20 protein-coding genes are annotated in these 22,038 nt (G+C 55.0%); 7 read left to right on the top strand and 13 right to left on the bottom strand.

The window, feature by feature from the left end; genetic code table 11:
• Nucleotides 1-210: 210 nt before the first annotated feature.
• From FDP13_RS09995 to udp, 4 genes are all read right to left on the bottom strand, one after another.
• Nucleotides 211-783 carry a hypothetical protein gene (locus FDP13_RS09995; protein ID WP_143839352.1) on the bottom strand — a complete coding sequence of 191 codons (573 nt, stop codon included), beginning with the start codon at nt 781-783 and terminating at the stop codon, nt 211-213.
• A 6-nt stretch (nt 784-789) separates the two neighbouring features.
• Entirely contained in the window at nt 790-1,314 is a 525-nt protein-coding gene (locus FDP13_RS09990) for a Panacea domain-containing protein (protein ID WP_015848228.1), read from the bottom strand.
• A 327-nt stretch (nt 1,315-1,641) separates the two neighbouring features.
• On the bottom strand, nt 1,642-2,424 hold the full coding sequence (locus FDP13_RS09985) for a tyrosine-protein phosphatase (protein ID WP_143839351.1): 783 nt from the start codon (nt 2,422-2,424) through the stop codon (nt 1,642-1,644).
• A gap of 246 nt (nt 2,425-2,670) precedes the next feature.
• Nucleotides 2,671-3,432, bottom strand: a complete 762-nt coding sequence (gene udp, locus FDP13_RS09980; RefSeq protein ID WP_143839350.1) for a uridine phosphorylase — start codon at nt 3,430-3,432, stop codon at nt 2,671-2,673.
• 341 nt (nt 3,433-3,773) lie between these two features.
• Between udp and FDP13_RS09975 the strand changes: the two genes are divergently transcribed.
• Entirely contained in the window at nt 3,774-4,601 is an 828-nt protein-coding gene (locus FDP13_RS09975) for a dienelactone hydrolase family protein (protein WP_015848231.1), read from the top strand.
• Nucleotides 4,602-5,118: 517 nt separating this feature from the next.
• Here FDP13_RS09975 and FDP13_RS09965 read toward each other — a convergent pair.
• The 6 genes from FDP13_RS09965 to FDP13_RS09940 all read right to left on the bottom strand — a co-directional run bounded on the left by FDP13_RS09965 (nt 5,119) and on the right by FDP13_RS09940 (nt 12,486).
• A complete protein-coding gene (locus FDP13_RS09965) occupies nt 5,119-6,138 on the bottom strand; it encodes a substrate-binding domain-containing protein (protein ID WP_015848068.1) in 1,020 nt (339 codons plus the stop codon).
• 49 nt (nt 6,139-6,187) lie between these two features.
• Entirely contained in the window at nt 6,188-7,600 is a 1,413-nt protein-coding gene (locus FDP13_RS09960) for a sucrose-6-phosphate hydrolase (RefSeq protein ID WP_143839349.1), read from the bottom strand.
• Complete coding sequence (locus FDP13_RS09955; RefSeq protein ID WP_015848066.1) at nt 7,600-8,970, bottom strand: sucrose-specific PTS transporter subunit IIBC; 1,371 nt, start codon at nt 8,968-8,970, stop codon at nt 7,600-7,602. The genes FDP13_RS09960 and FDP13_RS09955 overlap by 1 nt, the downstream gene beginning before the upstream one ends.
• Before the next feature lie 70 nt (nt 8,971-9,040).
• The gene (locus FDP13_RS09950; RefSeq protein WP_015848065.1) at nt 9,041-10,657 is read right to left on the bottom strand and encodes a carbohydrate porin; all 1,617 of its coding nucleotides are present in this window, start codon (nt 10,655-10,657) and stop codon (nt 9,041-9,043) included.
• A 193-nt stretch (nt 10,658-10,850) separates the two neighbouring features.
• Nucleotides 10,851-11,774: an aminoimidazole riboside kinase gene (locus FDP13_RS09945; RefSeq protein WP_015848064.1), complete on the bottom strand. Its 924-nt coding sequence runs from the start codon at nt 11,772-11,774 to the stop codon at nt 10,851-10,853.
• A gap of 523 nt (nt 11,775-12,297) precedes the next feature.
• A complete protein-coding gene (locus FDP13_RS09940; RefSeq protein WP_143839348.1) occupies nt 12,298-12,486 on the bottom strand; it encodes a hypothetical protein in 189 nt (62 codons plus the stop codon).
• Between the two features lie 40 nt (nt 12,487-12,526).
• Between FDP13_RS09940 and casA the strand changes: the two genes are divergently transcribed.
• On the top strand, nt 12,527-14,053 hold the full coding sequence (gene casA, locus FDP13_RS09935; RefSeq protein ID WP_143839347.1) for a type I-E CRISPR-associated protein Cse1/CasA: 1,527 nt from the start codon (nt 12,527-12,529) through the stop codon (nt 14,051-14,053).
• Between the two features lie 81 nt (nt 14,054-14,134).
• Here the strand turns inward: casA and FDP13_RS09930 are convergent, their stop codons facing one another.
• Nucleotides 14,135-14,464 carry a methyl-accepting chemotaxis protein gene (locus FDP13_RS09930; RefSeq protein WP_255582088.1) on the bottom strand — a complete coding sequence of 110 codons (330 nt, stop codon included), beginning with the start codon at nt 14,462-14,464 and terminating at the stop codon, nt 14,135-14,137.
• Between the two features lie 157 nt (nt 14,465-14,621).
• On the opposite strand from FDP13_RS09930, the gene FDP13_RS09925 reads away from it, so the two are divergent.
• The 3 genes from FDP13_RS09925 (at nt 14,622) to FDP13_RS09915 (ending at nt 16,334) form a co-directional block, all read left to right on the top strand.
• A complete protein-coding gene (locus FDP13_RS09925) occupies nt 14,622-15,083 on the top strand; it encodes a helix-turn-helix domain-containing protein (RefSeq protein ID WP_143839346.1) in 462 nt (153 codons plus the stop codon).
• On the top strand, nt 15,083-15,658 hold the full coding sequence (locus FDP13_RS09920; protein WP_143839345.1) for a putative toxin-antitoxin system toxin component, PIN family: 576 nt from the start codon (nt 15,083-15,085) through the stop codon (nt 15,656-15,658). The genes FDP13_RS09925 and FDP13_RS09920 overlap by 1 nt, the downstream gene beginning before the upstream one ends.
• Nucleotides 15,659-15,881: 223 nt before the next feature.
• The gene (locus FDP13_RS09915) at nt 15,882-16,334 is read left to right on the top strand and encodes a YhbP family protein (protein ID WP_143839344.1); all 453 of its coding nucleotides are present in this window, start codon (nt 15,882-15,884) and stop codon (nt 16,332-16,334) included.
• Between the two features lie 66 nt (nt 16,335-16,400).
• Here the strand turns inward: FDP13_RS09915 and nrdG are convergent, their stop codons facing one another.
• Both nrdG and nrdD read right to left on the bottom strand, forming a co-directional pair.
• Entirely contained in the window at nt 16,401-16,865 is a 465-nt protein-coding gene (gene nrdG / locus FDP13_RS09910) for an anaerobic ribonucleoside-triphosphate reductase-activating protein (protein WP_015848059.1), read from the bottom strand.
• Nucleotides 16,866-16,962: 97 nt separating this feature from the next.
• Nucleotides 16,963-19,101, bottom strand: a complete 2,139-nt coding sequence (gene nrdD, locus FDP13_RS09905) for an anaerobic ribonucleoside-triphosphate reductase (RefSeq protein WP_143839343.1) — start codon at nt 19,099-19,101, stop codon at nt 16,963-16,965.
• A gap of 387 nt (nt 19,102-19,488) precedes the next feature.
• Between nrdD and FDP13_RS09900 the strand changes: the two genes are divergently transcribed.
• Together FDP13_RS09900 and FDP13_RS09895 are read left to right on the top strand one after the other, a co-directional pair.
• Nucleotides 19,489-20,397 (top strand): homocysteine S-methyltransferase family protein, encoded by a 909-nt coding sequence (locus FDP13_RS09900; RefSeq protein ID WP_143839342.1) that lies wholly within the window; start codon nt 19,489-19,491, stop codon nt 20,395-20,397.
• Nucleotides 20,398-20,471: 74 nt separating this feature from the next.
• On the top strand, nt 20,472-22,013 hold the full coding sequence (locus FDP13_RS09895; RefSeq protein ID WP_143839341.1) for an ABC transporter substrate-binding protein: 1,542 nt from the start codon (nt 20,472-20,474) through the stop codon (nt 22,011-22,013).
• The last annotated feature ends 25 nt before the right edge of the window (nt 22,014-22,038 follow it).

The raw sequence follows: 22,038 nt of genomic DNA, 5'->3' as shown, positions 1-22,038 counted from the left end.
CATCTTGCTGTATAACAACACCGGGAGTGCATAGCTCCCGGTTTTTACCCGCCATACTGCAAGTTGCAGGTGCGTTGGCTTTATTACCCGGCTCATCTCCGGGTCTCGCCTCGTTGGGTCCAACACATTACGTGGTTCAACACGCTGGCGTGTTTCCCTGCAACTTGAAGTGTGACGGATATAAATGACATAAGGCTTACTCATGTCATATCATTTTACATTATCGCTTTCTTTTCCTTTATCCGTACTCTCTTCTTTTTCATGATCTTTTCCTTTGATATCCGAAGGAAATAAATTTCTTATTACAACCACAAATACTGCGACAATATTTATTGTCACACCAGAAATAAGCGCAATAACAATTTCTTTATCCAGTTTAAAATCATGTGCATTAAACTGAATAAATAAGAATTTAAATGATGGATAGGATGAACCTTGCAAGAGCAGAATAACGATCAGTGCGATAGACCATAGCCACACAAAACGATACGCTTTTGATGCATAAGTCTGCCGCATATCAAGCTGTTGTTGCTGAAGTTTTACTTTTCCCTGCAACAGTTCAACACGAAGAGCAGACATCCGCTGAGACATGGCAACGTTTGCTCTCTTTAATCTGGCAATATCTTGTTCTTCTAATGTCGCTTCTGAGTAAGCTTCGCTCATCTCTTCTGTCGGAAACGTATCCTGACTCTCTGAAGAGAGACTATTGTTTTCCCGGCTTCGGAGCGTGGCCTGCTTTAACTTCTGATTAAATAAGACATCATCATCCTTGAGCTCTTTCATAAAAAGCTATAACCCAAGTTTCCGTTTCATGGCAGATTTAATAATTTCATTATCGATGACAAAACCTCTTCGGCTGCCATCATGATGATCACTTTTGGTAATACTCCAGGCAGAGTCGGGGGCATGAGTCAAATTTGACAGAAAGGTCGCACTCTTATCGCCATAAGTATCTAAAATCGCATCCATAACAGAATGCGCTCTGGTATCAGAGCTATCAACATACGGCGTAATAAATCCAACGTCGGGAACACCGCCATTATCCTCTGCATCAATCAGATCAAATTCGGTGCCAAAAGAATCAATATTTTTAGCACCGTATGCTTTGAATTCATGATAAACGGAATCAATGACAGGGCCAAATTTCCAGGCTTTAACGGTTTCATTAATTAAAGGACGCTCGTCAATCGCTAACATCCATGCATGAGCGAAATAAACCAGCTTTTGCAACTTCATTGGTGTGAGGTCTGTAATTCCTCTATTTTTTGCTTTTTCTATCAAAGAGTTGGCGACGGATATTGCAGAGTAAGCCATTTTACGCCTCCTTTTGATGTGTTCATAAACACCAATTACTGTTTTTTTATACAGTTAAAAATTACTACCAATAGTATCAAAAAAATTTGATAAGTCCAGAATTAGAACCATATGTAAAACAAAAAGTTATCAATGAAATGATGATAATTAAATATCTGCGTCTTTATGGATAAACAATATTTATCTCAATAGCAAAAACTCTATATCAACCAGTTTATATCGCCTTTCGCAACCTATTATCCTGATTACAAATAACGACAATCAGGGCAAATAAACGAGAGGCGATGCAAACCAGCAGAATGACAACTCATCATTCGCCAACGCGAGTTAAGCCAGATACTTCTCCCGCAGCGCATCACGCGATGAGGCGTCCAGCCCGTAATCCTGTACCAGCCAGTTATCCACCGACCCATGCTTCTCACGGATTGTATGTAGCGCCGTTGCCAGAAACTCTTCACGGGCGGAGAGCACAAAATCGAACCGCTTCAGCGCTTTTTCGCTCAGGCTGGCTGCCAGATCTTCCAGCAACTGCCGACGAAACGGCGTCAACGTGGACTCGGTAACCAGATAATCCTCCATCACCGTCTGCTCATCCGCCCCCAGAGCAAACAGCACCAGCGCGGAACCAATACCGGTGCGATCTTTACCCACCGCACAATGTTGCACCAGAGCGCCGTCATCCGGCTGGCGCAGCAACGCCACCAGATGTTGATAGGCCGGATTGCCGAACGGTAAACGGCGATACAGCTCCATCATAAAAGCACGGGAATCGAACGCTTCGAGTTTTGCCGATCCCAACGTTTCCAGACTGGCGGTCACTTCATGACGCAGCGGATTGGCGGGAACAGAATGATAACGCGCGCCGGACCATAGCCGGTCTGGCCGCAGCGCGGCCTCGTCCTGATCGCGGTAATCGACCACGTGGGCGACCGGCATACTGGCGAGTTGGTCGATGTCGCGCTCGCTTAATTGGTCAAGGGCGCCGGAGCGAAGCAGTTTGCCGTGGCGAACTTGCCGACCGTCCGCCACTCGAATTCCCCCTAAATCACGAAAATTGACGCCGCCGTCGAGCGGTAGCACCGAGGGATGCAGTAATAAAGATGAAGTCATATCGTTCCCTGTAGTTATCAAGAATGAGTTATCAAGAATGAGTTATCTATGCCGAACAATTACGTTTACGCCATAGTCGAACAACGGAAACTGACGGGTATTATCAGATCTGACAGTTAAATTAGCATTAAGGCAGACAAACAGATGAACAGCTCGTGGGGTGGTATCCCAGCGGAAATAAAACAGGCGGTACGCGAGCGTCGTCGTACCGCCGGCCGAGCGTCTCGCCCGGCGATAACATCAGGTTCAGGCGTCCAGTAATTTACGCGCCGCCGACAACACGACATTGACGGACGCATGTTCCGCTTTTTGCATCGTGGCGGTATCGGGAATTTCCTGTTGGGTGCGGTTGACAATCACCCCCGCCACCATGCCGGCGCGCAGGCCCTGACTGGCGCACATCGTCAGTAGCGTCGCGGACTCCATTTCATAGTTCAGCACGCCCATGCTCTGCCATTCAGCCATAGAGCCCTGAAAACGCCGCACGACCCGGCCGGAATAGGTGTCGTAACGCTCCTGACCCGGATAGAAAGTATCCGAGGACGCGGTAATGCCGACATGCAGCGTCGCCCCCGCTTCACGCGCCGCTTCCGCCAGTGCGCAGGTGCAGGCAAAATCGGCCGCGGCCGGGAACTCCAGCGGCGCAAAGTGCAGGCTGGCGCCGTCCAAACGCACCGCCGCGGTGGTGACCAACACATCCCCCACCGCGATATGCGGCTGGATAGCGCCGGTAGTGCCGACGCGCAGGAAAGTACGCACACCCAGTTGCGCCAGTTCCTCTACTGCGATCGACGTAGACGGGCCGCCAATGCCGGTAGAGCAGACAATAACCGGTTTACCCGCCAGTTCCGCACGCCAGGAGGTGAACTCCCGGTGCGACGCCAGAAAAACCGGGCTCTCCATCAACCGGGCGATCTTTTCCACACGCGCAGGATCACCGGGAACAATCGCCAGCGTGGCCCCTTGCAAATCTTGCTTTGTTAAACCGAGATGAAATACATCGGACATAAACGCCTCCCAGGCAAGCTGTCAGGTACAGGGTGATCTTAGCGCACAGGTAGCCGCCGTTAAGTGAAGCACGTCGCTCATTGGAAAGTAACGAATCTCTATTTACATAAACATTGTGATTTACATCACAATTTAAGGCGCAATAGTCCGCTGTTGCACCTCACAATGTGCGCACTGATTGCCCTATCTGGCTGCTGTTATTCGCAATACACTACAAAGTTTCTACACTTGCTTAACACGGGGGCGACATTGTCTCACTGGCAGATTTGTCCCACTGGCAGATTTGTCCCACTGGCAGATTTGTCCCACCGGCAGATTCCCGTCTTGATAAAGGAAAGGCAATGAAAACCGATGCGCTACTGACACTCAGAGAGACCACACGGGCATTTTCGCCAGCCGTCATGCCGCTGGCTTCTTCTGCGATGACGACTGACGCCGTCGGGCTGGTGGCCGGCGAAACCACCATCCCTTCGCAGGGCGACAGCCTGCCTGCTTATATTGCCAAACCGGAAAAAGCCGACGGCCCGCTGCCGATCGTATTGGTAGTCCAGGAAATCTTCGGTGTGCATGAACATATTCGTGATGTCTGTCGGCGGCTGGCTAAACAGGGTTATCTGGCCATCGCGCCGGAACTCTATTTTCGCCACGGCGACCCACAGCAATACAGCGATATCCCAACATTGATGAGTGAACTGGTCAGCAAAGTGCCGGACAATCAGGTCTTGTCCGACCTTGACCATACCGCGCACTGGGCGGTACGTCAGGGTGGCGACGCCAAACGGCTGGCGATTACCGGTTTCTGCTGGGGCGGCCGCATTAGTTGGTTGTACGCCGCACATAACCCACAGTTAAAAGCCGCCGTCGCCTGGTACGGTAAACTGGTCGCCGAAAAAACGCTGACCTCGCCGCAACATCCGGTGGATGTGGCGAAAGATCTGAGCGCGCCGGTGCTCGGGCTGTACGGCGGGCAGGACAAAAGCATTCCGCCGGAACAGGTGGAAACCATGCGTCAGGCGTTACGGGCGGTCAATGCCGATGCGGAGATTGTGGTCTATCCGGACGCGGATCACGCTTTCCATGCTGATTACCGCGCAACGTACCATGAAGCCTCCGCCAAAGACGGTTGGCAACGTATGCTGGCGTGGTTTGCACGCTACGGCGTGGCGTAATTCCCGCAGTAAGATCGGGAAAAGCGCAGCAAGCGCAAAAACAACCCACCACCTCACCAAGAGGTGGTTTAACGCTAACAAGAAAAAGGGAGACATTATCGTCTCCCTCAGACTGCTGACAAACGCATTAAGTACAGGATGAAGCATCTTTCCGGCGTCAAAAACTGTGCTGAGGTGGGCGACTTCGCCGGGTGAGCGACAGGACGTCGCGAAAGCCCGTGCCGTGTTGGGAACACGTCACGGGCGGCCCGAACCGCGAAGTCGAACGCCGAAGGTAGCGCGTAGCGCCGCAGTTTAGCCACCCAGCCAGTGGTCAAGGAGAGGTGGCGCTTGCACCTCTCCTTGTCGTGCGTGCGATGAAATAGCAGAGGAACCACACCGTTTATCCCGCACGAAACCATTCACTGAATAGGCAGACTTTCACCGTTCACAAGACAACCCGGCTGTTTGTCAACAGCCTCACCACCGCCTTGGCGGTGGTTTTTTTATGCGCAAGATTTTGTGGCCGCCGTCGCCTTCAGGCTCGGGAGTCGGGATGACGCCAGTGCGGACGGGTGGGGACGTAGATCCGGCTTTCTGTCAGCGGCCGCCCTTCGATAAGCGTCGTGATCATCTCAAAGCTGTTGCGTGCCAGTGTCTCGCAATCCTGGGATACGGTATCGATTTTCATCGTCAGGCAATCGAACATATAGTGATCGTCGAAGCTGCACAACCGCATGTCGCAATCCATCAGGTTATGCTGATTCAGGTAACGCAAAACCCCTTCCAGCAAACCACAAGCGGCGGTAAATAAGGCGCGGGGCGGGCGGCCAAGACTGGCGCACAGTTGGGCGAACATTTCGTAACCGGCGCTGGAGTGGTAGTTGCCGTGGATGATCCACTCCGGACGGCACTCAACACCCGCGCGCTCCAGCCCAAGCTGGAAACCGGCCAGCCGGTCGCGAGTCGGTGATATGCGGGACGGCCCGCCGATAAAATAGAATTCGTCCTGGTGCCGCCGCGCGATGTTTTCCACCAGCGCAGCGGTGGATTCCACCGCCTCGGAAACGACCATCGGCAAGTCGGAATCGCCGATGACCCGGTCGAATTGCAAGACCGGCAACTGCTGGTTGATCTTCTGATATTCAGCGTCGCTCAGCATACTGGAAGCAACGATCAGGCCGTCTACCTGACGTTGAATCAAACTGTTGACCGCCATCATTTCCTGACTGGCGTTTTCGTCGGTACAGGCGATCAGCAACTGTAATCCGGCTTCCCGGCACAGACACTCCAGCTCGCGCGAGATCATCGCAAAACCGTAGTTGGTCATTTCCGGTACCACCAGCCCCAGCGTGTTGCTGCGGCTGGAGCGCAGAGAACGGGCATGAATGCTGGGTTGGTAGCGTTGTTGTTGCGCCAGCGCCAGCACCCGGTCACGGGTTTCGTCCGAAACGCGGAACTCTTTGCTGCGGCCATTGAGAACCAGACTGGCAGTGGATTTGGATACCCCTGCCAGTCGTGCGATGTCGCTGATTGTGACGCGTTTGGTTGGTTTCACCGTGATATCTTTAGAAATCAGTGTGCCGCTAACGGCATGAAAAGGAGTCTTATTCTACCACGCATGGTGCTAACAGCCAGTGTTGCAGCGTGATACGACCGGAGCCGCTGAAACTGATCATGGCATCGCAAGTGGGGAAATAACGCGATGACATAACCGCCTGCCCGTGGTTGATAAAAATTTCCACGCTGGAGCGGTCGCACAGGATTTGCAGGTGGTACAGCGGCCCGTCATGCCAGTAACGGTGCTCCGGCTCGTTGGTGCGCCGATTGCGGCGGCTCAGGGTCAAGCGCTCTCCGTCCCAGCACAACACCATCACACCGGCAAAGTTGATTTGAAATTCGCCTTGCGTATCCATCATCAATTCGGCATTGCTGGCGGGTAAGGCGGGCGCATAGTCGGCAACGCCCTGCCACAGATGTTCCAGATGACGCAGGCTTTGCAGTTCGCGCGCCGGTTGTTGGTAGATCCGATCATCGCGCAGCGTCAGTTCACGCGGGCAGGTCATGGTATGGATCCAGCCGTGGGTGAGCGTCGGCTGGAAAAACTCGTTCTGATCCGGCACGCCCATCCAGCCGAACAGCAGCCGGCGGCCGTCTTCGCTCTGCGTGGTCTGCGGTGCGTAGAATTCGAAGCCTAAATCCAATTCGTGGAAGGCGTGATGAGTGAAACGGCCGTTCTCGTAATCGAGCGAGCCGATGAAATAGCCGGACTGATACGTGTTCAGATAGCGCTCTTCTTCCGCCGACAGCCCTTGCGGGCAACAGATCAACACCTCGCGGTTTTCCAGCGTAAACAGGTCCGGGCATTCCCACATGTAACCGAAATCGCCGAGGCCGTTGAGCCGTGAACCGGCGATTTCTCCCAGCAAGTGCCATTGCCGCAGGTCAGCCGACCGGTACAGCAGCACTTTGCCCTGCAAATCCAGATCCTGGGCTCCCAGCACCATGTACCAGTTATCCTGATGACGCCAGACTTTGGGGTCGCGGACATGGCCGGTATACCCTTCCGGCAGTGACAATACCGGGCCGAGTTTATCGAATTCGCCATGTTCATTGGCTTGCGCCAGGCATTGGTACGCGGTGCGTGAGCCGTTGTCATATTTCACGTTGCCGGTATACACCAGCATCAGCGTGTCGTTGTCTACCACGGCGGAACCGGAATAGCAGCCGTGGCTTTCATAGCTTTCAGCCGGCACCAGCGCCACCGGTTCATGACGCCAGTGCACCAGATCGGTCGAACTCCAGTGTCCCCAGAATTTGGCGCCGTGGGCGCAGGCGAGCGGGTTCCACTGATAAAACAGATGGTAACGCCCCTTGTGCTGGATGAACCCGTTGGGATCGTTCAGCAACCCGACTTGCGGCGACAGGTGCCACAGCGGCCGATGGGGATCGAATGCCTGTTTCGAGGAGGCAGACATCAGAGCGCAGGCCATGCGTTTTATCAGATGGATTTCCTTCATTATGCGTTATCCGTTTTGTATTTCAGCAACAGGGAAATGAGGAAGGCGGCACCAAAGGCGACAACCATACCAATCAGATAGTTCATGATAGAACCTGCCTGCACGATAGCGAGCCCTGGAATCCCCGTCAGCCCGACCGCCGTCATAGTGACCTGATTGGCGACGACCCAGGCGCCGCCCAGCGCGCCGCCCGCCAGCCCGGCCAGGAACGGCTTGATGAAGCGTAGGTTAATCCCGAAGATCGCCGCTTCGGTAATACCGAGCAGGCAGGATAACGACGACGGCACCGCGATGGCCCTGATTTTGGCATCACGGGTTTTGAAATACACCGCCAGACAGGCACCGCCCTGCGCCACGTTCGCCATCGCCCAAATCGGCAGCAGGAAGTTGACGCCGATGGAGGGGTTGCCCAGCAATCCGGCTTCAATCGCGTGGAAACTGTGGTGTACGCCGGTGATGACGATGGCGGAATACAACCCGCCAAACAACAGCCCGGCCAGCCAGCCTGCGTGAGTAATCAGCGTGCTCAGTACGAGGGAAATACCATCGCCCAACATGCGGCCTGCCGGCCCAATCACCAGCATGGCGACGAAGCCGGAAATGATCACCGTCAGGAACGGCGTAACGATAATATCCAGTGCGTTTGGCACCACTTTGCGCAGCCGCTTCTCCACCAGGCTCATGAACCATACCGCCAGCAGTACCGGGAATACCGTCCCCTGATAGCCGATCATGGCGAATTCCAGCCCGAACAGATGCATGGTTTTGAAACCACCGGCCACCCCCCAGGCGTTGGTCAACGCCGGGTGAGTCAGGATGCCGCCCAGCGTCGCCCCCAGATAGGGGTTGCCGCCGAATTCGCGCGCAGCGGTAAAGCCGATCAGGATCGGCAAAATGATGAATGCCGCGGAGCTAAACATGTCCAGCATGATGAAAATGGCGCTGCCGGCATCGACCCAGCCATAGGTCTTGATCATGCCGAGCAACCCCATCAACAGGCCGGATGCCACAATCGCCGGGATAATCGGCACGAAAATGTTCGACAACAAACGGGCCAGGCGTTGCAGCGGATTGAGTTTTTGCGCCGCCAACGTGGCGGCCTCGCTGGTGCTGGCTTCGCTGATCCCGGCGGCCTGGATGAATTCGGCGTAGACCTTGTTTACCAACCCTGAGCCGAAAATAATCTGCATCTGACCGGCGTTCTGGAAACAGCCTTTGACACCCTCGACACGTTCGATGGCGGCTTTATCGGCTAGGTTGTCATCATTAAGCACCAGCCGCAGGCGGGTAGCGCAGTGCGCGGCGCTGGCGATATTTTCCCGGCCGCCCAGCAAGGGGAGCAGAGATGCCGCAATGGCACGAATATCCATAATGTTCCTCTTTTATCAACAGATCCGTCACCGGCGGCATAAGCGTTGCCGGTGACAGCCGCTTTAACCATTAAAACCAGGTTTCCATCTGGACGCCGAAGGTCCATGCTCCACCGGCTTTGAAACCCGTGGTGCCGAACGCATCGTCGCTGGCGTAATTATCCAGTCGCTTGTCCCAATCCATGTAACTGGCGAATACGCGCAGCTCCGGGCGGCTTAATAAATTGGAGATATCACCCACTTTGAACGTCGGGGCAAAAGTCAGCTTGTAGAACCCGCCGCTGACCTGATTACGCGATAAGTATCCCTGAGGGTCCAGATTCATATATTGATAGCTGCCTTCGTACGCCAGTGCGAAGTTTTCCGTGATTTCCTGAATGAAGCGCGCATTAAAGGTGGCCCAGCGGTAATCATCGCCCTGAACGTAACGATCTTTACTGGTTTGCGCCAGAATCGCCGGGGCGAAGCTCCAGGTTTTATTCAGCGCGGTGGTGCCGTAGGTCGCCAGACGCCAGGTATTGGCGTTTTGAGTCAGATTGCCGTCGGAACCGATGGATTTCACTTCACCGCCGAGGCCGTGACCGTACAGCAGCGCCACTTTGGATGTCCCGTCGCGCAGGCCATAGAAGCTGTCGCCGTGCCAGGCGGCCAGTGCATGATAACCCGTGTCGCCGGCATTGGTATTGGTGACATTGCTGCCGTTGTTGCGTCCGATATTTTCCTTCACGTCGTTGTTGCGCGCCCGCAGGCCGCTCAGCATGAACTGGAACGGACCGACGAAGTTATTACTGGTGACGATGTAGTTCTGGATTTCATTATCCAGCGTGGTGATCTCGCCAAGGCTGCGGCCGTACAGGGATAAGTTGGTTTTCCAGCCGTCCACCGGTTTTACGTCATAGATACCGCCGCCGGTGCCCGCCAGGAATACCACATCGGAATCGATCCAGTGAATATCGAAGTTATCGCGGTCGAAGCGTTTACCCGCCCATAACGTGGTGTCTTTGAAGGCGCCGGTGAAGGTCGGCAGCGAGCCCAGCTCCACGAACGCTTCTCGCACGTTCAGATCGCTGGTGCTGGCGGTCCAGTCGTTATAGCTGCGCTGGCCGTCCGCCATCATTACCTTGAAGCGGGTAGTGGCGCCGTTGTCCAGTTTGGTGCGGTGCTCCAGCTTCAGTTCCAGATAGGTGTCGTCTTCGTTGCCCAGCCGGCCGATATGGCCGCCGGTTTCGCCGGCCGGCGTCATGCTGGGGCCGATGTTCGCTTTTGAACTGGTCACGGAGTCATGGATAGCCAGGCCGGAACGGGCGTAACCGTGGAATTCAAAACCGTCGGCAACGTTGCGCTTGTTGGCCAGCGCGTCGGTTTTCAATGCCACTTGCTGGGTCTGCTGTTCGTTTTGTGTGGCGCGCGCCGCGACCTGTTGCGTTTGCTGGGCGACCTGCTGGGTGGTTTGTTCCACCTGCTGGGTTTTCTGCTCGACCTGCGTCGTCCGGGCGGCCAGTTGTTTAGCTTGTTTTTCGGCGGCGTCGGCGCGGGTTTCCGCTTGTTTAGCACGTTGTTCCGCCTGCTGCAAACGCTGCTCCAGCGCGTTCAGACGCGCTTCAATGCTATCAGAAGGGGCTGCCAAGACCTGAGGAGAGCAAAGTGCGAGTCCTACGGCGGCGGCAAGATAACCTGGCTTTATCATGTTGGGTTTCCCTTGGATGGTAAGATGGTTTTTTTGTTTTGCTAAATTGCTAAACCGGTTATGCAGGGAAAGCTAAATGGCGGAACCAGACGTTGGCAAGGAATTTTGTGTTCTTGCTGTGCTAACTGTGATCGTGACGACAAAAGCGGTTCCCGACGACGAAGCACGGCGTGCGGGAACAGGTCTGGCGGGGTTATGACGCGGCGGTGAGTTGATGGGCAAACGGCAGGGCCGTCATCGCGCCTTTGGCGGTGGTTGCCAGTGCACCGCAGCGCTGTGCCTGCGTGAGCACTGTTTGCCAGTCGTCGACCTGATACAGGCTATCGTAGCCGGCCAGCGCGGCCAACATACCGGCAACAAAGGCATCGCCGGCACCGGTAGTATCGACCGGTGTGACGCGGTGCGCCAGAAAGTGACGTAACTGGTTGCCGTCATGCAGCCAGACGCCGTCGCCACCCTGAGTAATCAGTAACCGTTTGATCGGGTAGCGGGCCATCAGGCGGCTGCTGCCTTGGCGAATATCGTCGCTGCCGCTGAGAAAACGAAACTCCTCTTCCGACAGCTTCACCACGTCTGCCAGCGCCAGGACCTGGTCCAGACTGTCTCTTAACGCCTGTTCGCTGTTCCACAAGTCGGCGCGGATATTCGGGTCAAAACTCACCCACCCTTGCGCTGCACGAATCCGGCGTACCGCTTCAAGCGCGGTGCTGCGCGAGGGCTCGCACGACAGGGCGATGGAACAGAGATGCAGCCATTCGCTGCGTTGAAATTCAGGCAGATCAGACGGTTGCAGAAACAGGTCGGCGCTGGGGCGCACCATGAAGGTGAAGGTGCGTTCACCTTGTGCGTCCAGACTGACCACCACAGTGGAGGTCCGGTGTTCCGCATCCGGTTGCATGTGGCGAATATCCACCTGCTCGCGGGCTAATACATCACGCAGAAAATGACCGAATGCATCCTCGCCGACACGGCCGATAAAGCCGCTGCGTCCATTCAATCGGGCCACGCCCACCGCAACGTTGGCAGGAGCGCCGCCAGGGCATTTCAGATAGCGCTCTTCGCCTTCAGGGATGAGATCGACCACTGCATCCCCCATTACCCATACTTTGTGAGACATAAGTACACTCTTCATCGGGATAGTTAAATCATCGGGATAGTTAAATCATCGGAATAGTTAAACTGTTCGCTAAAATAGAAGAAACGGTTTAGCTAATCAACTTGTTGATCGACGAACGGCATGAAAAGCTCAGATTAGGGGGATGGTGCGAATGGCGGTCCTGCCGATTTGTCGCTCACGTGCCGCCGTTCTGTGACTCGAATTGTTTTGGAGTTATATCCCAAATAATTATCTCACTGGCGTGGGATATATTTTTAAATAATTATTATCACAATCATATTATATTCATTTCTTAATATTATTTTTCAGCTAACAAAAGTTGGAGAGGAGATAAGTCGCTTTTTTATTTATAAAAATTATCTTGTCACAGAATATTAATTTTCCATACTTTATAGTGAATCACTCATCAGCCGATGAGCTATGTCGTGTCCGAAGCAGTCTATTTGGCATTGTTGTCCAGGCCTTGTTTTCGTTATTGGGGCCGCGCACAGCCGTTTTCCAGAAATGGAAATGACGTGCTTTATCATTTATTGCCTCTGGCCATGACGAGCTTATCGGTACGCAAGAGCTGTTGATTAACAGCCTTAAAATAATGCGACTGTTTTTCTACAGTTTTTTTTTGCTGCTTCAGCAGAGTTGTCCACCGGGAAACATCGGTGCTACTGGCGCGAACTCTGGCCGCGCCGGGGCAGAAAACAATAACAGGAATCATGACGACCTTACGGATGAGGCCTTACTGAAGAGGTAGGTTCATGTTTTCACTGATTGACACACCCTGGTTACCCGTAGTGGGTGCGGACGGACACCGTACCCATATTTCTCTCCGGCAACTGGCCGACGATAGGATTATCGATCTGGCGTGTCCGCGGCCTGATTTTCAGGGCGCGGCTTGGCAGTTACTGATTGGCTTGTTGCAAACGGCGTATTCGCCGCCGGATGACGACGGCTGGCAGACTATCTGGTGCGATGGATTAGGTGACGGCTGGTTAAAAGCACTCGACGGCCTGGCGCCTGCGCTCCGGTTTGGCGGTGAAAAACCGGCATTTATGCAGAGTTTCTCGCCATTGAAGGCTGACAATAGTCCGATTTCCGGTTTACTGATCGATGTGCCGGGCAGTCATACTCTCCAGCGTAATAAAGATCACTTCACCAAACGCGATGCCGTGGGGGCCATCTGCCCGCATTGTGCGGCGCTGGCGCTCTACACTCGACAAATCAATGCGCCGTCGGGCGGTGTCGGCGTACGTGGTGATGGCCCGATTACCACGCTGTTGATGCCTTACGATGCACAAAAACCGGTGTCGCTGTGGCGCAAACTGTGGGCTAACGTTACCCCCGGCGAACGAGGGCGTTGTGGTGCCGACGTGTTCCCCTGGTTGGCGTCCACCCGTACCGACAAGAATGACAATGTGCAGGTAACGCCGGAAAATGCACACCCATTACACGCGTTCTGGGGGATGCCGTGCCGTATCGAACTCGATTTCAGCCATACTGAATCCGGCCACTGCGATGTATGCGGCGATAGTGCGGAACATCTGCTGACGCACTACCGCACCCAAAATGATGGCGTACAGTACGCACACTGGCAGCACCCGCTGACGCCTTACCGCCTGTCGAATAAAGACGGCATGTTGCTGGCGTTAAAAGGCCGGCCTGGCGGACTTGCCTATCGAGATTGGCTGGGGCTGGTTGCCGGCACCCAGGATGCACAGGGGCAAACCTTGCCCGCTCGCGTAGTCAGCCTGAACCAGCAGCGTATGCCGCTGCGTCATAAAGTCGGGCTGTGGTGTTTCGGTTACGATATGGACAACATGAAAGCGCGTTGCTGGCATGAACACCGTATCCCGGTATGGAAAGATATCACCCCGGAAGTCCGCGACTACCTGCCGCTGGGCTTACAAATGGCGCACGACGCTCAGCAACTGCTGCGTCAGTCGGTGAAAGCCGCTTGGCTCAGTTGCCCTAAACAAGAGTCGGACGGCGACTTCAGTTTTATTGATGTGTCGTTCTGGCAAGAGACTGAACAGTTTTTCCGTCAGCTCTATCGCTCGATAGCCGGCGGCAAGTGCGCCATTGGTGCGTTGAGTGCCTGGCAGAACCAACTCTACATGTACCTGATTGGCACCTTCGATCGATTGACTTTCGGTAATCTGGATCAGCAACACGACATGACACAGGCGGTCAAAGCGCGCAGCGAGATGGTGAAACTGTTCTATAGCCAGAAGTCGATGAAACAGCTTAAACAATTGCAGCCTCAGGAAGAGGTGGTGAATGGATAAGACCGCCACGTCGCAGGCGGGCGACCAGCCGGCAGCGATGAAGGCGGAGAAGATCGAACCGTGATTTAAGTAATGATGGCATCAGTATAACGAAAACCCTCGTGGCCGAGCGCTGCCCGGCCACGAAGGACCTTTCATCGGCGAAGCGTTTTGCAGTGTGGTTTGTTCCATCTTATTGATGTCCATGTTGACCTGCTCGATGCCAAGTGACTGCTCCTGACTGGCGACGCTGATTTCGCCGACCAGTTCGCTCACTTTGCGCACGCCATCCTCAATCCCCTGAATCGAGGCTCCGGCTTTTTCCACCAGTCGATTCCCGGCATCCACCGTTTGTACCGAATGGTCAATCAGCTCCTTGATTTCTCTGGCGGCGGAGGCACTGCGCCAGCGGGGATAAACCGGCGACCCCAGTCTCTGTTTATCGAACTCAAATTTTCGTTTATTGCGTTTATTTCGTTTGTTTCGTATAATCTGCTCGTAACGGCTGCCGTTCCCACTAAATCGTAAACTGAAAATTAACGCTTAATCGAAAACTGAAAGTAACTCACTGAAAATGGAATACCCAAAAATGACAAACTCAATTCTTGATAGCCTGAGCCTTCCGGCACCGGGGGAGATTGAGGCGGCTGTGCGTGGACAAAGGGAGCTTGCTGCCTATCTCTCCACGAAGATGGAAACACAAAAAATTTCGATTCAGGATGCAGATAACAACACTCGCCAGATCGAATTACCGACGTCGTCACTGACGCTGCTGATGTCGATTTTAGGTGAGCTGGCCATGGGTAATGCGGTTCAGGTTGTTCCCGTACATGCTGAGTTAACAACGCAGGAAGCAGCCAATATTCTGAATGTTTCACGTCCTCACCTGGTGAAGCTTTTGGAAGATGGGAAGCTGCCTTTTCATAAAACCGGTCGTCACCGCCGCGTGCTTTTCGCTAACCTGATGGACTATAAACACCAACGGGATAATGAAAACAGTAGAGCAATGCAGGAATTGGCTGACCATAGTCAGGAGCTCGGACTCTACTAATGACACACACGCCTTATCCCGTAGTATTAGATGCTTGCGTAATTTATCCATCTCTCCTACGTGATTTATTAATCCACTTAGGGCTAACGGGGCTGTATCAGCCCAAATGGACGGCTATCATCGAGGATGAATGGCAGCGCAATCTACTGGCGAATAGACCGGATTTAACCCCGGAGCAAATCTCTCGGACAAGCGAGCTGATGAATAAGGCGGTTCCTGATGCGATGATTACAGGGTTCGAACCGCTCATTCCAGGCATCGTACTTCCTGATCCTGATGATCGTCATGTGGTTGCGGCCGCCGTTCGCGGTAACGCTGAAATCATCGTGACGTTTAACCTGAAGGATTTTCCCCAGCCATCGCTCAATAACTTCGGCATTGAAGCACAACACCCGGATGACTTCATGACAGACCTGTTCGATTTGAATCAGGCACTTGTGTTATCTGCCGTAAATGAGCAGCGCCATAACATGAAAAGACCGCCCAAATCTGTCGGTGAGAACCTGGATGCGTTACTTCGACAGGGCTTACCGCAAACAGTGACAGAATTGAGTAAGTTCGGTGCCCTGATTTAGTCAACTGAGTGATTATCGCCGATAGCCCGGCACACTGGTCAAACCACCAAAATTTCCCTTTCTGTGAAGGTGTTATCCGTTTTTTCTATTCTTTACAGGCAAAATCCCGGCGCAGCAGGTCTTTATTTTGCCCGGGAAGTGGCATTATGTGCAGTTCGCGATGACAGGGACTGATACTATCCGGTCAGACAAGGATTAACGACGTTCCCCCCGGAGAGAGGCCGTGGAAGCAGATAATACCTTGGGAGTCATTTCCCGCTATTTAAAGAAGTTGCATGTGTTGACGCTGTGTACCAGCGATGATGACGATTTATGGTGCGCCAACTGCTTTTATGTGTTTGATGATGAACAGATCGCTTTTTATCTCATGACGGAGCCGGACACCCGGCATGGCGAGATAATGCGGCGGTGTTCGCGGGTCGCGGGCACGGTGAATGGTCAACCCAAGAGTGTGTTGCTGATTCGGGGCGTGCAGTTTCTGGGAGAAATCCGTCGCTTGAGCGGTGAGGAAGAAGCTCAGGCTCGCAACCGTTATAACGTTCGCTTTCCCATCGCGCGCAGCAGCGGCGCGCCGGTCTGGAAGCTGTCGCTCAATGAAATGAAAATGACCGACAACGCGCTGGGTTTTGGCAAGAAGCACCTCTGGCGCCGTGATGCGGTAGCGGAGGCGCTGTAATGCCGGTGGCGCGCAATGCGCCACTCGGTTTGTCTACGCCGGTCCGTGACAGCGGACCGGCGGTCTTCACCGCAAGTGGTGAATCACTTGGTTGCGGCTACCGCGCCATACCAGCGTCAAATCCCGTAGATCCTGTTCGAATTTGCCGTCCACCAGCACGTTGATCAAGCCTACTACGTCGTGCTGTTCCGGCGTCAGCTCATCCAGCCGGTAGCCGGTCCACATCCAGATGTCTTTACCGGGACATTCGTCATGCACCCGTTGTACCAACCGCAGAATATCAGGCACATTTTGCGGATGCAGCGGGTCGCCCCCCGACAACGACAAGCCTTGCAGCGGCAGGTCGGTATTTTGCAGATCGGCGATGATGCGATCTTCCATTTCCGGCGTGAAAGCGTGCCCGGAGTTCAGGCGCCAGGTGCTCTGGTTATAGCAGCCGCGGCACTGGTGCTCGCAGCCTGCCACAAACAGCGTACAGCGCGTTCCCGGGCCATTGACCACATCCACCGGGTAGTATTGATGGTAGTTCATAGCGATGACCGTCCAAAAGGCCGCCCTGAGGGCGGCATCAACCTAACGCCGCAGTCGTGTATGAGGCCCGTGCAACACATGCGCACGGCATCGACCGTCAGCCCAGTTGCCCACTGGCAAGGTGTTTTATCCGGCGTTTAACCTCTTCCTGCTTACCGGCGTTGAACGGACGCGCATCCGGGCTGCCCAGATAGCCGCATACCCGGCGTGTTACCGAGACGCGCGAAGCGTCGTGATTACCGCACTGCGGGCAGGTGAAGCCTTTGCTGGTGCAGGTAAACTCGCCGTTATAGCCGCACTCGTAGCACTCGTCGATCGGCGTATTGGTGCCGTAATAGGGAACGCGGGTGTAGCTGTAGTCCCACACGTCTTCCAGCGCCTTAAGGTTGTGCTGCAGATTGGGATACTCGCCGTAACAGATAAAACCGCCATTCGCCAGCGGCGGGTAAGGGGCCTCAAAATCGATCTTCTGGTACGGATTGACCTTTTTCTCCACGTCGAGATGGAAGCTGTTGGTGTAGTAACCTTTGTCGGTAACGCCGGCTACGACGCCGAATTCAGCAGTATCCAGACGGCAGAAACGGTCGCACAGGTTTTCGCTCGGCGTACTGTACAGGCTGAAACCGTAACCCGTTTCTTCCTTCCAGCTTTCGGTGGCGGCTTTCAAACGGGCAACGATCGCCACCGCTTTCTGCCGCAGGATGTCATCATCAAACACATGAACCTGATTGCTGAACAAGGCGTTGATGGTTTCGTGAACCCCGATATAACCCAGCGAAATGGACGCGCGGCCGTTCTTGAAAATCTCGGCGATATTGTCGTCCGCCTTCAGGCGTACTCCGCAGGCCCCTTCCATATAAAGTATAGGCGCTACGCGCGCTTTTACATTTTCCAGCCGGGCGATACGCGTCATCAGCGCCTTTTTCGCCAGCAGCAGGCGCTGATCCAGCAATTGCCAGAAGCGCGCTTCATCGCCGTGGGCTTCCAGCGCGATACGCGGCAGGTTAAGGCTGATGACGCCCAAATTATTGCGGCCGTCGTGGATCTGCTCACCGTTTTCTTCATACACGCCAAGGAAACTGCGGCAACCCATCGGCGTCTTAAACGAACCGGTGACTTCCACTACTTGATCGTAATTGAGGATATCCGGGTACATGCGCTTACTGGCACACTCCAGCGCCAGTTGCTTGATGTCGTAATTCGCGTCGCCCGGTTTATGGTTAACGCCGTCGCGGATGGCGAACACCAGTTTCGGGAACACCGCCGTCTTATGATTTTTGCCAAGCCCGGCGATGCGATTACGCAGGATGGATTGCTGAATCAACCGCGACTGCCAACTGGTGCCCAGCCCGAAACCAAAGGTGACGAACGGCGTCTGGCCGTTGGCGGTGTGCAGGGTGTTGACTTCATACTCCAGCGACTGGAAGGCGTCGTAGCACTCTTTCTCGGTACGGCTGCGGGCGTAGCTTTCGGCATCCGGGATCTGCCATTCGCGGGCCACGGCGCAATGTTTCTCGTGGCTGGCGGTAACGAACGGCGCCAGAATTTCATCAATCCGATTGATGGTGGTGCCGCCATAGATGTGACTGGCGACTTGCGCGATGATCTGCGCGGTGACCGCCGTGGCGGTGGAGATAGACTTCGGCGGCTCGATTTCCGCGTTGCCCATCTTGAAACCTTGCGTCAACATGCCGTTGAGATCAATCAGCATACAGTTGAACATCGGGAAGAACGGCGAATAGTCGAGGTCGTGGTAATGAATCTCGCCGCGTTCGTGGGCCAGCACCACGTCGCGCGGCAGAATATGCTGTTTGGCGTAATGTTTGGCGACAATCCCTGCCAGCAGGTCGCGCTGGGTGGGAATGACTTTACTGTCTTTATTGGCGTTCTCGTTCAGCAGGGCAACATTACTCTGCTCCACCAGCCCGCGGATTTCCTGATTCAACCGCCCCTGACGCTCGCGAGCGACATCGCGGTCGTGGCGGTATTCGATATAGGTGCGCGCCAGTTGCTTGTATTTGCCGGACATCAGCAGATTTTCCACCGCATTTTGGATCTCGCGGATATCTACACGCGCTTTTCCCTGCATCTGCTGAGCGACGGCGCCGGCGACGGTGGCACAGTAGTCCGCGTCATCCACGTTGGCGGCTTTCGCCGCTTTGATGACTGCGTCATTGATTCGGTTTTCGTCAAAAGGTACCTGACATCCGTCCCGTTTAATCACTACTGGTTTCATGTTGTTCCTCGGTGTGTTTCCTTTGTTGGGGTTATCCACAGGCGAAAACCGCGTCTGACAACGAGTGCGGAGGCTGTGGATGGTTTTGTGGATAAACACAATATGTAGGTTCTTGTAAAAGGATAGACACTATATATTGAATTCGCCTGAGGGGTGACCCGGTTTTATTGCGCCAAAATTGACCTGGCTCAAGGAAATTTGAGCATCGTAGAGAAATCAGTCTTGTGTAAATAATGAACAAAAACGACCGGGTATGGTGCGGGTCCGCCGCCACTGGCCTGACGACAGTCTGTGCCTTTAGCTATCAAGGCATCTAGACATCCATATAGGGTTTTTGTATGGTGGCGTGAAATTTCTTTTATACGATGACGCGATTAAGGAAAGACGATGGCAGACAACGTTCTGATACTGGACGGGGGAATGGGACGTGAGCTGGCACGCATTGGCGCGCCCTTCCGCCAGCCGGAGTGGTCGGCGCTGGCGTTGATGGAATCACCGCAACATGTGCGTCAGGTGCATGACAGCTTTATTGCTGCCGGTGCGCAGGTGATTACCAGCAACAGCTATGCGGTGGTGCCTTTCCATATCGGCGACGCGGAGTTTAGCGTGCGTGGTCAGGCGTTGGCCGCGTTGGCCGGGCAACTGGCGCGTCAGGCGGCGGATGCCGCACCGCACCCGGTGCGTGTCGCCGGTTCACTGCCGCCGGTGCTGGGTTCTTATCGCCCGGATCTGTTCAACGCCGCCGCCGCGACGCCGATTATGACGACGTTGATCGACGCCCTCACTCCTTATGTGGACGTGTGGCTGGCGGAAACCCAAAGCTCGCTGGCGGAAGTGGCGCTGGTGCGTGAGCTGCTGGCGGATGACCCGCGCGAGCTGTGGCTGTCATTCACTTTGCAGGATGAATTGGACGCCGACGGTCACGCCCGCCTGCGCTCCGGCGAAACCGTGGCGGCTGCGGCGCAAGAGGCGGCTCGCCTGCGTGCGGCTAACCTGCTGTTCAACTGTAGCCGTCCGGAAGTGATGGCGCCGGCGGTGGCGCAGGCGCGTGCGACGCTGAACGCGCAGCCTGCCGCGATTGGCGTGGGCGTGTACGCCAACGCGTTCGAGCCGGAAGATAATCAGCGCGGTGCGAACGAAGGGCTGAGCCGGTTACGCACCGATACACACCCGGAAGGCTACCTGCAATGGGCGCAAGAGTGGGTGGCGCAGGGGGCATCGCTGGTTGGCGGCTGCTGCGGCATCGGCCCGGAACACATCGCCCGTCTGGCACAGGCATTTAACCGTCAGGCGTAAACGCCGCCGGTGATTTTTATAACGATAATAATTATCCATCCGTACAGGATGAGCACTCACGAAGGGAACACAACATGAATCGTCGTCATTTTATTAAAAGTGCCTGCGCCTTGTCCGTTGCCGCGGCGGCTACCGGCTGGCCGCTGAGCGCCGCCTGGGGCGCCGAGGCCGCCGAACAACCGAAAAAAGGCGGTCACCTGATTGTCGGGGTGGATAATGCCTCCAGCACTGACCGTCTTGACCCGGCGTTTTGGTTTGAAACCTATATGTATTTCGTGGGCTCCCAACTGTTTAATAACCTGCTGGAGCTGGACGAAAAAGGCGAGCTGGTGCCGTCGCTGGCCGAATCCTGGGACAGCAAGGACGGCGGGCGAACCTGGGTGTTGAATATCCGTAAAGGCGTGCAGTTCCATGATGGCCGCACGCTCAGCGCCAAAGACGTGATCTATTCGCTTAACCATCACCGCGGCGAGCAGTCCAGCTCGTCGGTGAAAGGGTATCTGGACCCGGTGGTGGCGATGGATGCGACCAACAGCCATCAAGTGACTATCCGCCTGAGCGAGCCGAACGTGGAGTTCGTCGCGCTGCTGAGCGACGTACACTTCGCCATTACCCCGGAAAACGAGAACTTCGACAAAGGCATCGGCACCGGCGCTTTTATTCTGGAGAGCTTCCAGCCGGGTGTGCGCACGTTGGTGAAACGCAACCCGAATCACTGGAACAGCGCGCGCGGCCATGTCGATTCGGTCGAAACGCTGGCGATGAACGACTCTACCGCCCGGGTGGCGGCGTTGGTGAGCGGGTCGGCGCACATTATCAACCGCGTGAACCCGCGTATCGTCGGGCGCATTCAGAACATGCCGACCTTGCAACTGCTGCGTTCGCGCGACAGCCAGATTTTTACCTTCCCGGGTTTGAGCAGTGTGGCGCCGTTTAACAACGAAGACGGCCGACTGGCGCTGAAATACGCCATCGATCGCCAGCAGATTATCGATACCGTGCTGGGTGGTTACGCCAGCGTGGCGAACGACAACCCGATTTTCCCGTCCAACCGCTATTTCGCCAAAGACATTCCCCAGCGTCCGTACGACCCGGAGAAAGCCAAATGGCACTGGCAGAAAGCCGGATTCAGCGGTCCGCTGACGTTGTCCGTCGCCGATGCCGGTTTCCCCGGCGCGGTAGATGCCGGTCAACTGTATCAGGCGTCGGCGCAGAAAGCCGGTATCCCGCTGAATGTGGAGCGTGTGCCGGATGATGCATTCTGGGACAATGTATGGATGAAAAAACCGTTTGTTTCCTCTAACTGGTCGGTACGCCCGACTGCCGATGCGCTGCTGTCGCTGGTGTTCACCAGCCAGGCGCCGTGGAACGAATCCGGCTGGAAGAATGATGCGTTCGACCAACTGGTACGTGCGGCACGCGGCGAAGCGAACGAAGAGAAACGCCGCCAAATCTACCATGATATTCAGGTGATGCTGGTGGATCAGAGCAGCGAAATCATCCCGCTGTATGCTGATGCGCTCGACGCCTGCAGTACCAAAGTGAAAGGGCTGAATGCCATTCCGGGCTTCCCGTTGAGCGGCAACCGCGCAGCGGAAAAAGTGTGGCTGGCCTGAGGCAGGTAATGTGACGACTCTTCAC

Source organism: Dickeya sp. ws52, assembly GCF_007210685.1.
GTDB lineage: Bacteria > Pseudomonadota > Gammaproteobacteria > Enterobacterales > Enterobacteriaceae > Dickeya > Dickeya chrysanthemi.
Note: the sequence above shows the minus strand (reverse complement) of the source record. Positions and strands in the feature narration are given on the sequence as shown.